The 14630-nt window shown below is 73.6% G+C and carries 1 protein-coding gene; it reads left to right on the top strand.

Features of this window, described 5'->3' with window-relative positions; translation table 11 throughout:
* Nucleotide 1 precedes the first annotated feature (1 nt).
* Nucleotides 2–14215, top strand: a complete 14214-nt coding sequence (locus ACIRSS_RS40695; protein WP_400904849.1) for a type I polyketide synthase — start codon at nt 2–4, stop codon at nt 14213–14215.
* The last annotated feature ends 415 nt before the right edge of the window (nt 14216–14630 follow it).

Consider the following 14630-nt stretch of genomic DNA (forward strand, 5'->3'; position numbering starts at 1 on the left):
CGTGACCGGAAACCAGGAGCCGACGCAGATGCGCAACGAGGACAAGCTCCGTGACTACCTCAAGCGGGTCACGGCCGATCTGAAGCTGGCCAACCGGCGCCTGCACGACGTCACCGAGCGCCGCGCCGAGCCGATCGCCGTGGTGTCGATGAGCTGCCGCTTCCCGGGCGGCGTCGCCACGCCCGAACAGCTCTGGGACCTCTTGGCCGACGGCCGGGACGCCGTTTCGCCGTGGCCCGCCGACCGCGGGTGGGACCCGGACCTCTACGACCCCGACCCCGAACGCGTCGGCCGCAGCTACGTCCGCGACGGCTGCTTCCTGACCGACGCCGCGCAGTTCGACCCCGCGTTCTTCGGCATCTCGCCGCGCGAAGCCACCGCGATGGACCCGCAGCAGCGGCTCCTGCTGGAGACCACCTGGGAGGCCTTCGAGCGGGCGAAGCTCGACGCGGCGGCCCTGCGCGGCAGCAAGACCGGCGTGTTCGTCGGCGCCAGCAACCAGGGCTACGCGGGCGGGATGGTCACCGCGCCCGAGGGCCTCGAAGGGCTGCTGCTCACCGGCGGCTCGGCCGCCGTGCTGTCCGGCCGGCTCGCCTACACCTTCGGGCTCGAGGGCCCGGCCGTCACCGTCGACACGATGTGCTCGTCGTCGCTGGTCGCGCTGCACCTGGCGGTCACCGCGCTGCGCAACGACGAGTGCTCGATGGCCCTGGCCTGCGGCGCGACCGTGATGGCCAACCCGCGCAACTTCATCGAGTTCAGCCGCCAGCGCGGCCTGTCCGCCGACGGCCGGTGCCGCGCGTTCTCGGCCGACGCCGACGGCACGGGCTGGGGTGAGGGCGTCGGCGTCGTGCTGCTGGAACGGCTCTCCGACGCGCGCCGCCACGGCCACCCGGTGCTCGCGGTCATCCGCGGCACGGCGATCAACCAGGACGGCGCGTCGAACGGCCTGACCGCCCCCAACGGGCTTTCCCAGCAGCGGGTGATCGAGGCGGCGCTGGCCAACGCGCGGCTCGCGCCCGAGCAGGTCGACGTCGTCGAGGCCCACGGCACCGGCACCAAGCTGGGCGACCCGATCGAGGCGCAGGCCCTGCAGGCGACCTACGGCCGCGACCGCTCGCGGCCACTGCTGCTCGGGACCGTGAAGTCGAACATCGGCCACACCCAGGCGGCGTCCGGGCTCGCCGGGGTGATCAAGATGGTCCTGGCCCTGCGCGAAGGCGTCCTGCCGAAGACGTTGTTCGTCGGCGAGCCGACCCCGCACGTCGACTGGACCGCGGGCGCGGTCTCCCTGCTGACCGAACAGCAGGAGTGGCCCGAGACGGGTGCGCCGCGCCGGGCCGGGGTGTCGTCCTTCGGCGGCAGCGGGACGAACGCGCACGTCGTGCTGGAGGGTGTCACCGACGAACCTCCTGACGGCGAAGAATCCACTGTGGACACCGTGGTGTGGGTGCTGTCCGGTCGCTCCGAAGCCGCGTTGCGGGCTCGCGCGGCGGAACTGGCTCAGCTGCCGGACGCGAACATCGCCGACGTCGGCTGGTCGCTGGCCCACACGCGCTCGGCGTTCGAGCACCGCGCCGCGGTGGTCGGCCGGGACCTGCCCGCGCTGGTCGCGGGCGTCCGCGAGATCGCCGAATCCGGTACGGGCGCGGCGGTCGGCGGCGAGGCCCAGGCCGTGGGCGGCACCGTGCTGGTCTTCCCCGGCCAGGGCGCCCAATGGGCCGGGATGGCCGTCGACCTGCTCGGGGAATCCCCGGTGTTCGCCGCCCGGATGGCCGAGTGCGAGGCCGCGCTGGCGTCTTTCGTGGACTGGAAGCTGACCGACGTCCTCGCCGACGCGGCGGCCCTGGAGCGGGTCGACGTCGTCCAGCCGGTTTCGTGGGCGGTCATGGTGTCGCTCGCCGCATTGTGGGCAGCGCACGGTGTCACGCCGGACGCCGTCGTCGGGCACTCCCAGGGCGAGATCGCGGCCGCCGTCGTCGCGGGGGCGTTGTCGCTGTCCGACGGCGCCAAGGTCGTCGCGCTGCGCAGCAAGCTGATCGCGGGCCGGCTCGCGGGCCTCGGCGCGATGGCGTCGATCGCGGCACCGGAAGCGCAGGTCACGACGCTGCTCACGGACGGCGTGTCCATCGCGGCGGTCAACGGACCCGCGTCGGTCGTGATTTCCGGCGAGGTCGCCGCCGTCGAAGCGGTCCTCGCCCGCGCCGAGTCCGAGAGCCTGCGCGTACGCCGGATCCCGGTCGACTACGCCTCGCACTCCGCCGTGGTCGAGGTCCTCGAGGCCGAACTCCTGGAAGCCCTGGCCGGGATCGAACCCCGTGCCGCGCAAGTCACGTTCGTCTCCAGCGTCACCGGTGAGACCGCCGAGACGCTTGACGCCGCATATTGGTACCGGAACCTGCGGCAGCGCGTGCGGTTCCAGGACGCGACCCGGACGCTCATCGCCGAAGGTCACCGGTTCTTCGTCGAGTGCAGCCCGCACCCCGTTCTCGGCGGAGGCATCCAGGAAACCCTCGACGAAACGCTCGACCCCGGAGCGGCGGCCGTCGTCGGCACCCTGCGTCGCGGCGAAGGCGGCCTGACCCGGTTCTTGACGTCGGTGGCGCACCTCTGGACGCAGGGCCACGACGTCGATTGGACGGCCGTCTACCCGCAAGCGCGCCCGGTCGCTTTGCCGACATATCCCTTCCAGCGGCAGCGGTACTGGCTCGAGACCCCGGTCGAAACCACCTCGGCGGACGACGGGTTCTGGACCGCCGTCGAGGACGGCGTCCTCACCGAAGAGCTGGGCGTCACCGACGAAACGCCCTGGCAAGAGGTGCTGCCCGCTCTGGCGGACTGGCGGCACCGCCGCACCGAGCTGTCCACTGTGGACCAGTGGCGGTACCGGATCACCTGGCACCCGGTCCCCGAACCGGCGCCGGTGCTGTCCGGCACCTGGCTGGTCGTGCACGCCCCCGACGTCTGCCTCGACGCCCTGGAGAAGGCCGGCGCGCAAGTCCGCACTCTGCGGGTCGAGGAGACCGACGACCGCGCGTCGCTGGCCGAGCGGCTGCGGGGCGAGTCCGAGGTCGCGGGCGTGCTGTCGCTCCTCGCCGTCGACGAGCGCGAGCACGCGACGCACCCGGTGCTGCCCAGAGGCCTCGCCGCGAACCTCCTGCTTTCCCAAGCCCTCGGCGACGCCGGGGTCACCGCGCCGCTCTGGCTCGCGACGCAGGGGACAGCCGTCGTCGTGCCCGGCGACGAGCTGCCGCGCCCGGGTCAGGCCACGACCTGGGGGCTCGGCCGGGTGCTCGCCCTCGAACACCCCGACCGCTGGGGTGGGCTGGTCGACCTCCCGGAGACCCTCGACGAGCAGGCCGCGACCCGGCTCTGCGCCGTCCTCGCCGGGATCGGCGACGAGGACCAGCTGGCCGTCCGCGACTCCGGCGTGTACCAGCGTCGCCTGCGCCGTGCGCCGGTCGAGGGCAGTGCCCCCGAGTGGCGGACGAGCGGCACCGCGCTGATCACCGGTGGCACCGGCGGGCTGGGTGCGCACGTCGCCCGCTGGCTCGCCGGCCGCGGGGCCGAGCACCTCGTGCTCACGAGCCGCCGCGGACCGGACGCCCCCGGCGCCGCCGAACTGCGGGAAGAACTCGAAGCGCTGGGTGTCGAGGTGACCATCGCCGCCTGCGACGTCGCCGACCGCGAGGCTTTGTCTTCGCTGGTCAGCGGCCTGTCAGAGGTCCGCGCGGTCGTCCACACCGCCGGCGTCGGCCTGCTGGCGCCGCTCGCCGAGACGACGTTGCCCGAGTTCGAAGAGGGCGCCCGCGCGAAGCTCGCCGGAGCCCGCCACCTCGACGAGCTCTTCGCCGACGCCGACCTCGACGCGTTCGTGCTCTACTCCTCGGTCGCCGGGGTGTGGGGCAGTGGCGACCACGGCGCTTATGCCGCCGCGAACGCGTTCGTCGACGCGCTCGCCGAGAACCGCCGCGCCCGCGGGCTCGCCGGGACCTCGGTCGCCTGGGGCATCTGGGCCGGTGACGGCATGGTCTCCGACGTCGTCGCCGACCAGCTCAAGTGGCGCGGGATCCCGTTCATGGCCCCGGCACCGGCGCTGCTCGGGCTCGGCCAGGTCCTCGACCACGGCGAGCCGTTCCTCGCCGTGGCCGACATCGACTGGGAACGGTTCGTCCCGGTCTTCACCGCCGCCCGGCCGCGTCCGTTGCTGTCCGAAGTGCCCGAGGTCGCGGCCGTTCTGGCCGCCGCCTCGGAGGTCACCGAGGAGCAGACCGGCGCGGCGGGTGCGTTGCGCGCCAAGCTGTCCGCACTGTCCGAAGTAGACCAGGATCGCGAGCTGCTGGCGCTGGTCCGCAAGCACGCGGCCGCCGTGCTCGGCTACGCCGGGCCGGACGACGTCGACGCGGCCCGCGCGTTCCGCGAGCTGGGCTTCGACTCGCTGACCGCCATCGAACTGCGCAACCGGCTCACCGCCGCCACCGGCCTCAAGCTGTCGGCGACCCTGGTCTTCGACTACCCGAACGCGACCACCCTCGCCCGGCACGTCCGCACCGAGGTCCTCGGCGCCCCCGCGCCCGAAGTGGCCGCCTCGGCGGTCGCGACCGACGAGCCCTTGGCCATCGTCGGCATGAGCTGCCGGTTCGCCGGCGGTGTCGGCAGCCCGCGGCAGCTGTGGGAGCTGATGCTGGCCGAGGCCGACGCCATCAGCGAGTTCCCCGGCGACCGCGGCTGGCACCCCGGTTCGCTCTACGACCCGGACCCCGACCGCGCCGGCCACAGCTACACCCGCGCGGGCGGGTTCCTCTACGACGCCGCCGAGTTCGACCCGGGCTTCTTCGGCATCAGCCCGCGTGAAGCCCTCGCGATGGACCCGCAGCAGCGCGTCGTCATGGAAGCCGCCTGGGAGGCCTTCGAGGACGCCGGGCTGGACCAAGCCGCCGTCCGCGGCAGCCGCACCGGCGTGTTCGTCGGCGCCAGCGGCCACGACTACGGGCCGCGGCTGAGCGAAGTTCCCGAAGGCGTCGAAGGGCACCTGGTGACCGGTGGCACCGGCAGCGTCACCTCGGGCCGGGTCGCGTACACCTTCGGGCTCGAAGGCCCCGCGGTCACGATCGACACCGGCTGCTCGTCGTCGCTGGTCGCCCTGCACTTGGCGGGCCAGGCACTGCGGTCGGGGGAGTGCGACCTCGCGCTGGCCGGCGGGGTCGCGGTCATGTCGACGCCGGCGCCGTTCGTCGCGTTCAGCCGCCAGCGCGCGCTGGCCGCCGACGGCCGCAGCAAGCCGTTCTCCGCCGACGCCGACGGCATGGGCCTGGCCGAGGGCGTCGGCATGCTGCTCGTCGAGCGGCTGTCCGACGCCCGTCGCAAGGGGCACCGGGTCCTCGCCGTCGTCCGCGGCACCGCGACCAACCAGGACGGCGCGTCCAACGGCCTCACCGCGCCGAACGGCCCGTCCCAGCAACGGGTGATCCTCTCCGCGCTGGCCGCGGCCGGGCTCGAACCGTCCGATGTGGACGCCGTCGAAGCACACGGCACAGGTACCACCCTCGGCGACCCGATCGAGGCCCAGGCGCTGCAGGCGACCTACGGACGTGACCGCGAAACGCCGCTGTGGCTCGGCTCGGTCAAGTCGAACATCGGGCACAGCCAGGCCGCCGCGGGCGCGGCCGGAGTCATCAAGATGGTCCTGGCGATGCGCCACGGCGTCCTGCCGCGGTCCCTGCACTCGGAACGCCCGTCGCCGCACGTTGACTGGTCTTCCGGCGCGCTCGAACTGCTCACGTCGGCGACGCCGTGGCCGGACAAGCCGGGACCCCGCCGCGTCGGTGTCTCCTCGTTCGGCGTCGGCGGCACCAACGCGCACGTCGTCCTCGAACACGACCCCGCTCCAGAGCCGGTCTTTGAGCGTGAGCCGGTCTCGGGGCCCGTGCCGTGGCTCGTTTCGGCGCGTTCGGCAGCCGGTTTGCCCGCCCAGGCGGAGAAACTGGCGGGTTTCGACGAGGATGCGGACATCGCCGATGTCGGCTGGTCCCTGGCCTCGACGCGGACCGCGTTCGAGCACCGGGCCGTCGTGCTCGGCGAGGACCGTGCGGAATTGCTGGCCGGGCTGCGTGCCCTCACCGCCGGGACGCCGAGCGCGTCGGTCATCACCGGCGTGGCCGCCCCGGCCGGGCGGACGGTGTTCGTGTTCCCCGGTCAGGGTGCGCAGTGGGCCGGAATGGCCGTCGAGCTGCTGGACTCGTCGCCGGTGTTCGCCGAGCGGTTCGCCGAATGCGCGACGGCGCTGGAGTCCTTTGTCGACTGGTCGCCTTTCACCGTCTTGCGCGAATCGACGCTGGACCGGGTCGACGTGGTGCAGCCGCTGTCGTGGGCGGTGATGGTTTCGCTGGCCGCGTTGTGGCAGTCGCACGGCGTCACCCCGGACGCCGTGGTGGGGCACTCCCAGGGCGAGATCGCCGCGGCGGTCGTCGCGGGTGGACTGTCCCTTGTCGACGGTGCCCGGGTGGTCGCGTTGCGCAGCAAGGCGATCGCCGCCGGTCTGGCGGGCCAGGGCGGGATGGCTTCGGTCGCTCTCCACGCCGAGCGCGTCGAGAAGCTGCTCGCGGAATGGAGCGGCCGGATTTCGATCGCGGCGTTCAACAGCCCGTCGTCGACCGTCGTGTGCGGCGAGCCCGCCGCGCTGGACGAACTGCTCGCCCAGTGCCAGGCCGACGGCGTCCGGTCCCGGTTGATCCCGGTGGACTACGCCTCGCACTCGGCGCACGTGGAAGCGATCGAGAGCGAACTGCGGGACGTGCTCGCCGCGGTCGAACCACGCACCGGCGAAGTCCCGTTCTATTCGACGGTGTCGGCCGAGTCGATCGACACCGCGACGCTGGACGCCGGCTACTGGTACCGCAACCTGCGGCAGCCGGTGCTGTTCGCGCAGACCATCGAGGCACTCGACCAGGCGGTGTTCGTCGAGGTCAGCCCGCATCCGGTCGTCTCGTCGGCGATCGCCGAGATCGTGCCCGGCGCGATCGTCGTCGGCACGCTGCGCCGGGGCGAGGGCGGCTTGACGCGGTTCCGCACGTCGCTGGCCGAGCTGCACGTCCGCGGCGTCGACGTCGACTGGGCACCGGTGTTCCCCGGCGCCCGCCAGGTCCCGCTGCCGACCTACGCCTTCCAGCACCAGCGCTACTGGCTGGACGCTCGCGGTCACCGGCGGACGTCGTCCACTGTGGACGATTGGCGCTACCGCGTCGAGTGGATCCCGCTCGCCGTCGCGTCAGGAACGGTCGTCGCCAACTGGCTGGTGGTCGCTCCGGCCGCGTACGACGCCCAGGACCTCGCCGACGGGCTCGGCGCGCGCGTCCTGCAGCTGCCGTCCGATGTGGATCGTGCCCGGTGTGCCGAGCTGCTTCGCGAGGCGGGGCCGTGCGAGGGCGTGCTGTCACTCCTGGCCGTCGACGGCCTCGAACCGAACCTGACGCTGCTGCACGCCCTCGGCGACGCCGAGATCGACGCGCCGCTCTGGTGCGCCACGAACGGCGCGGTCAGCACGGGCGCGGCGGACCCGATCCGCGCCACCGAGCAGGCGCTGACCTGGGGTTTCGGCCGGATCGCGGCCATGGAGTACCCGCAGCGCTTCGGCGGTCTCGTCGACCTCGCGGCCGACCTCGACGCCCGTGCCGTCGCCCGGCTCGCCGCCGTGCTCGGGTCGCCCCAGGAGGATCAGGTCGCCCTCCGCGCGTCCGGGGTCTTCGGCCGCCGGCTCGTCCGCGCGGAACCGGCTCGCAGCGAACAGCCGTGGCGCGTGTCCGGCACAGTGCTGCTCACCGGCGGTACCGGGGGGATCGGCGACCACCTGGCCCGCTGGCTCGCCCGGGCCGGTGCCGACCGCCTGGTCCTCACGAGCCGGCGCGACCGGGACGTCCCCGAGCTGACCGCCGAACTCGCCGACCTCGGCACCGAGCTGACCGTCGTGGCCTGCGACGTCGCCGACCGCGCCCAGCTGGCCGAGCTGCTGGCCGGGCTGCCGGACCTGACCGCCGTGGTGCACGCCGCCGCCGTCCTCGACGACGGCGTCATCGACAGCCTCACCCCCGACCGGATCGCGCAGGTCCTGCGGCCCAAGGCCGAGGCCGCGCGGCACCTGCACGAGCTGACCGCGGACCGCGAACTGGCGGCGTTCGTCCTGTTCTCCTCGCTGGCGGGCACGCTCGGCGGACCGGGCCAGGCGAGCTACGCGGCGGCCAACACCTACCTCGACGCGCTCGCCCGCGAGCGGCGCGCGGCCGGCCTGCCCGCGACGTCGGTGGCGTGGGGCGCGTGGCGCGGTGGCCGAGGCGAAGGCCTGGCCGAGCAGGGGTTGCCCGCGATGGACCCCGAACCGGCGCTCCACGCGCTGGGGCAGGCCCTGGCCGACGACGAGACCGTGCTGGCCGTCGCCGACATCCGCTGGGACCGCTACCGCAAGACCCTCGCCCAGGGCCGGCCGAGCGCCGCGCTGCTGGGTATTTCCGAAGCCGAAGCGCCGGAGGCCGTCGAAACCGGCTGGGCCCAGCGCCTGACCGGGCTCGATGCCGCCGACCAGCACCGGCTGGTGCTGGAGCTGATCCGGGCCCAGGCCGCGGTGGCGCTCGGCTACCCGTCGCCCGAGTCGATCGAGCCCGACCGCGCCTTCCGCGACCTCGGCTTCGACTCGCTCACCGCCGTCGACCTGCGCAACCGGCTCGGCGAGGCCACCGGCCTGCGGCTGCCGGTCACGCTGGTCTTCGACCACCCGACCGCCGTCGCGCTCGCCGAGCACGTCCGGCGCGAACTGGCCGGGGACACGGCGATCGAGCCCGCGGCTGCGGTGGTCGTGAGCACCGACGAGCCGATCGCGATCGTCGCGATGTCCTGCCGCTACCCGGGCGGCGTCGCCGACCCGGACGCCCTCTGGCGGCTCGTCGCCGACGGGGTCGACGCCGTCGGCGAGTTCCCCACCGACCGCGGCTGGGACCTCGACCGGCACTACGACCCGGACCCGGACAAGCCGGGCACGTTCTACACCCGCGGCGGCGGCTTCCTGCACGACGCGGCGGAGTTCGACCCGGCGTTCTTCGGGATCGCGCCCCGCGAGGCGCCCGCGATCGACCCGCAGCAACGGCTGCTGCTCGAGACGTCGTGGGAGGCCGTCGAGCGCGCCGGCATCGACCCCGCGGTGTTGCGCGGCAGCCGGACCGGCGTGTTCGTCGGTTCGAACTACCACGACTACGGCGGCCGGCTGCGGCACGCGCCCGGCGAGTTCGAGGGCCACCTCGCGACCGGCAGCGCGGGCAGCGTCGCGTCCGGCCGGATCGCCTACACCTTCGGCTTCGAAGGCCCGGCAGTCACGGTCGACACGGCGTGCTCGTCGTCGCTGGTGGCGCTGCACTGGGCGGTCCAGGCGCTGCGGTCCGGCGAGTGCGACCTCGCGCTGGCCGGCGGCGTCACGGTGATCTCCGCGCTCGACACGTTCGTCGAGTTCAGCAGGCAGCGCGCGCTGTCGCCGGACGGCCGGTGCCGCGCGTTCTCCGCGGACGCCGACGGCGCGGGCTGGGCCGAGGGCGTCGGCATGGTGCTGGTGGAACGGCTGTCCGACGCCCGGCGGCGCGGGCACCCGGTGCTCGCCGTGGTGCGCGGGTCCGCGGTCAACCAGGACGGCGCGTCCAACGGCATGACCGCACCGAGCGGCCCCGCGCAGCAACGCGTCATCCGCGCCGCGCTGGCCGACGCCGCACTGACACCGTCCGAAGTGGACGCCGTCGAAGCGCACGGCACGGGCACCACCCTGGGCGACCCGATCGAGGCGCAGGCACTCATCGCGACCTACGGCCAGGATCGCGACCGTCCACTGTGGCTCGGGTCGGTGAAGTCCAACATCGGGCACACGCAGGCCGCGTCCGGCATCGCCGGCGTCATCAAGATGGTGCAGGCGCTGCGGCACGGCGTCCTGCCGCGCACGCTCCACGCCGAGACGCCGTCGCCGCACATCGACTGGTCCGCCGGCCGGGTCCAGCTGCTTTCGGAGCCGGTCGAGTGGGCGGCGAACGGCCACCCGCGCCGGGCAGCGGTGTCGTCGTTCGGGGTCAGCGGCACCAACGTGCACACGATCCTCGAAGAGGCTCCCTCGCCGGTTGATCCGGTGGAAGTCGTTACCGCGCGCAAGTTCACCGCCTGGTCGGTGTCGGCCCGATCCGAAGCGGCGCTGCGCGACCAGGCCCGGCGGCTGCTGGCGTTCACGGAGTCCGAAGTGGACTCCGCCGCGGTTGCCCGGTCCCTGGCCGCCCGCGCGAAGTTCGGCCACCGCGCGGTGGTTGTCGGCGAAACCCTCGGCGAGCTGCGTGACGGATTGGCCGCGGATCGGCTCAGTGTGCGCACCGCGCGTGCCGGTCGGACGGCGTTCCTGTTCACCGGCCAGGGCTCGCAACGGCTCGGCATGGGCCGCGAGCTGTACGACCGGTTCCCGATCTTCGCCGACGCCTTCGACGCGGTGTGCGCGCACTTCAACATCCCGCTGCGGGACGTCGTGTTCGGCGACGACGCCGCCCGGCTCGACCGCACCGGCTTCACCCAGCCCGCGCTGTTCGCCCTCGAAGTGGCGTTGTTCCGGCTCCTGGAGTCCTGGAGCGTCCGCGCGGACTTCCTCGCCGGACACTCGATCGGCGAGCTGGCCGCCGCCCACGTTGCCGGAGTGCTTTCCCTGGCCGACGCGGCGAAACTGGTCGCCGCGCGCGGCCGGCTGATGGAAGCCCTGCCTTCGGACGGCGCCATGGTGGCGATCGCCGCCACCGAGGACGAGGTCGTCCCCCTGCTCGGCGACCGGGTTTCGCTGGCCGCGGTCAACGGACCCGAAGCCGTTGTCGTCTCGGGTGAGACCGAGGCCGTGCTGGGCGTGCGGGAGCACTTCGCCGCTTTGGGCCGCAAGACCAAGCGCCTCGACGTCTCGCACGCGTTCCACTCACCGCTCATGGAGCCGATGCTCGCCGAGTTCGCCGCGGTCGCCGGCGGTCTGACCTACCACCAGCCGCGGATCCCGATCGTGGCGGCCGGTGACGTCGCGACGCCGGAATACTGGGTGCGGCACGCGCGGGAGGCCGTCCGGTTCGCCGACGGCGTCCGTACTTTGGTAGCCGATGGTGTCACCCGGTTCGTCGAGCTGGGCCCGGACGCGGTGCTCGCCGCGCTCGTGCCGGACTGCGCCGGCTCGGCCGAGGTGAGCGTGGGATCCCTGCTGCGCAAGGGACACGACGAGGAGCGGTCGCTGCTGACCGCGCTCGCCGGGCTGCACACCGCCGGCACCGACGTCGACTGGGCCGCCGTGCTCGGCGAGGGGAGGCGCGTCGAACTGCCGACGTACGCGTTCCAGCGCGAGCGGTATTGGCTGGCCGCCCCGGCCGCACCCGGCGACGTCACCGGCGCCGGCCTCAGCGAACCGGGACACCCGCTGCTGGGGGCGTCGGTCGCGTTGGCCGGTTCGGACGGTGTGCTGTTCACGAGCCTGCTGTCGGCGGCCGGCCATCCGCTGCTCGCGCAGCACGTCGTGCTCGGCAGCGTGCTGCTGCCCGGGACGGCGTTCATGGAACTGGCCGTGCACGCGGCGGACAAGGTCGGCTGCGAACGCGTCGAGGAGCTGACCCTCGCGGCGCCGCTGGTGCTGCCGGAGACCGGCGGTGTCCGGCTGCAGGTCGCCGTCGGCGGCCCGGACCGGTTCGGCGGCCGCTCGATCGACATCTACTCCCGCGCCGGCGACGCCATGGAGGACGAACCGTGGACCACGCACGCGAGCGGCACGCTCGCCGCGGCGCCTGCCCCGGCCGCCGGTGACCTGACCGGGACGTGGCCGCCGCCGGGCGCCGAGCCGATCGACCTCGGCGGGCTCTACGACCGCATCGCCGAAAACGGGTTCGACTACGGGCCCGCCTTCCAGGGGCTGCGCCGGGCGTGGCGCGCCGGCGAGGAGATCTTCGCCGAAGTCGGCCTGCCCGAGCCGGAGGTCTCCGAAGCCGGCCGCTTCGGCCTGCACCCCGCGCTGCTGGACGCCGCCCTGCACACCGTCGCACTGCGCGACGAAAGCCGCGCGGTCCTGCCGTTCGCCTGGGCCGGAGTGACCCTGCACGCCGGCGGCGCGTCGGCGCTGCGGGTGCGCGTCACCGGGCAGGGCGACGACACGGTCGCCCTGGCGGTGGCCGACCAGGACGGGCTGCCGGTGGCCACCGTCGGCTCGCTGACGCTGCGGCCGGTGTCGGCCGAGCAGCTCGACGTCGCGCGGTCGGCGTACCACGAGTCGCTGTTCCGGGTGGGCTGGGTGATGGCCCCGATCACGCCGGTCAGCCATTCTCCCGCCGAACGCTGGGCCGTCGTCGGGTCGGACGTCGGGGTCCGCGTCACCAAGGCGCTGGGGACCGCGGGCGTCCCGGTCGAGTCCTATCCGGACTTCGACGCGCTCGAAGCGGCCGTGGTGGCGGGTGATCCGGTGCCCGAGGTGGTCGTGGTGACCAGCGGGCCGCACGACGACGAGGACGTCACCCGCGCGGTCCGGACCGCCACCCACGGCGCGCTGGAGCAGGTGCAGGAGTGGCTGGCGAGCGACCTGTTCGCCGGTTCGCGGCTGGTGTTCGTGACGAAGGGCGCGATCGCGACCCGCGTCGGCGAAGGCATCACGGACCTCGTGACGGCGGCGGTCGTCGGCCTGGTCCGCTCGGCGCAGTCGGAGAACCCCGGCCGGTTCGTGCTGGTCGACCTCGACGACCGCGAGGTGTCGTATGCGGCCTTGCCGTCCGCCGTGGCTTGCGGCGAGCCGCACGTCGCGGTCCGGATCGGCGCGATCCAGGTGCCGCGCCTCGCCCGCGTCCCGGCGGCGAGCCCGGCGCCGGTCGCGGCATGGGACCCGGAGGGCACGGTGCTGATCACCGGGGCGACCGGGACGCTCGGCACTTTGGTTGCCCGGCACCTGGTGACCGCGCGCGGCGCGCGGCGGCTGGTGCTGACGAGCCGGCGTGGACCGGCGGCGGAAGGCGCTGCCGAGCTGGTTGCGGAGCTGACGGCGTGGGGCGCGGAGGTCACGATGGCCGCGTGCGACGTCGCCGACCGGGATTCGCTGGCGGCGCTGCTGGCGGCGATCCCCGCCGACCACCCGCTGACGGCGGTGGTGCACACGGCGGGCGTCCTCGACGACGGCGTCGTATCGGCGTTGACGACCCGGCAGCTGGACACGGCGCTGCGGCCCAAGGTCGACGCGGCGTGGCACCTGCACGAGCTGACGGCGGGGATGAACCTGGCCGGGTTCGTGGTGTTCTCGTCGCTGGCGGGCACGTTCGGCGGCACGGGCCAGGCGAACTACGCGGCGGCGAACGCGTTCCTCGACGCGCTGGCGCACGTCCGCCGGGCGCAGGGGTTGCCGGCGTTGTCACTGGCGTGGGGGCTGTGGGCCGAGCGCAGCGGCATGACGGGCAAGCTCGGCGAGGCGGACCTGTCCCGCCTGGCCCGCGGCGGCGTCGAGCCGATGCCGTCGGACGAGGGCCTGGACTTGTTCGACGTGGCGTGCGCGCTCGACGAGGCCGTGCTGCTGCCGGTCCGCCTGGTGGTGGAGGCGATGCGCGACCGGGTGGGCGAGGATGCGATCCCGGTGATCTTGCGCAGCCTGATCCGCACCCCGGTCCGCCGAGCGGTCCGCGCTGCCGCGGCCGACCCGGTGGACAGCTTGACCCACCGGCTGGCGGGAATGTCCGAAGCCGAGCGCGACGGAGCATTGCTGGACCTGGTCCGCACCCAAGCGGCCACGGTCCTGGGATACGCCGGCCCGGACGCGATCGAGCCGGACCGAGGGTTCCTGGAGCTGGGCTTCGATTCGTTGAGCGCGGTGGAGCTGAGGAACTTGCTGGGAGCGGCAACGGGGTTGCGCCTCCCGGCGACGCTGCTGTTCGACTACCCATCGACGACGGTGCTGGTGGAGTACTTGAGGGACGAGCTGGTCCCGGACGTCCCGGCGGCGATCCTGCCGGCGCTGGCAGAGCTGGACCGGGTGGAGTTCGCGTTGCCGGAGCTGCTGTCGGATTCGCAGGCTAGGGCGACGTTGGGTTCGCGGTTGCAGGAGTTGTTGGCTCGAGTGAACGGCGCATCGGCGGGGGTGACGGCGGTGGAGGAGAAACTGGAGTCGGCAACGGACGACGAGATGTTCGCCCTGATCGACGAACTGGACCTCGACTAACCCGGCGGCGGCCGGCAATCGGCGGCAGAAGGGTCTGTCCGACGCCTGTCGGCAGCGCCCCACAGGCCAGGTCGAGGTGTGCCCGGCCAGCCGAGTTCCGCTGAACTATTGAGTTCGTTCCGGCTGCGCGAACTGCGCTCGGTCGGTCGCGTCGGTCCCGCTGCCAGAGCACCGTTCGTCGGGGCCGCTCGCCTGGCCGAGTTTCGCGCCGGCTGGTCGAGTTCGTTCGGGCTGCGCTCGGTCAGTCAGGTTTTCCTGCTGACCGAGCCATGCAGATCGAGTCCACTCGCCCGGGCAAGTCCCGCCGCCGGCCAACCCCCGCCCACCGAGCGAACCCCACCGGTCCCTGACTGGGTCCGGGCAAAGTCGGGGGGCGGGCTGGATATTTCAGCTGGCGCAGGTCGGCGGCCTCGCC

The organism is Amycolatopsis sp. NPDC101161 (assembly GCF_044768185.1).
Lineage (GTDB): Bacteria > Actinomycetota > Actinomycetes > Mycobacteriales > Pseudonocardiaceae > Amycolatopsis.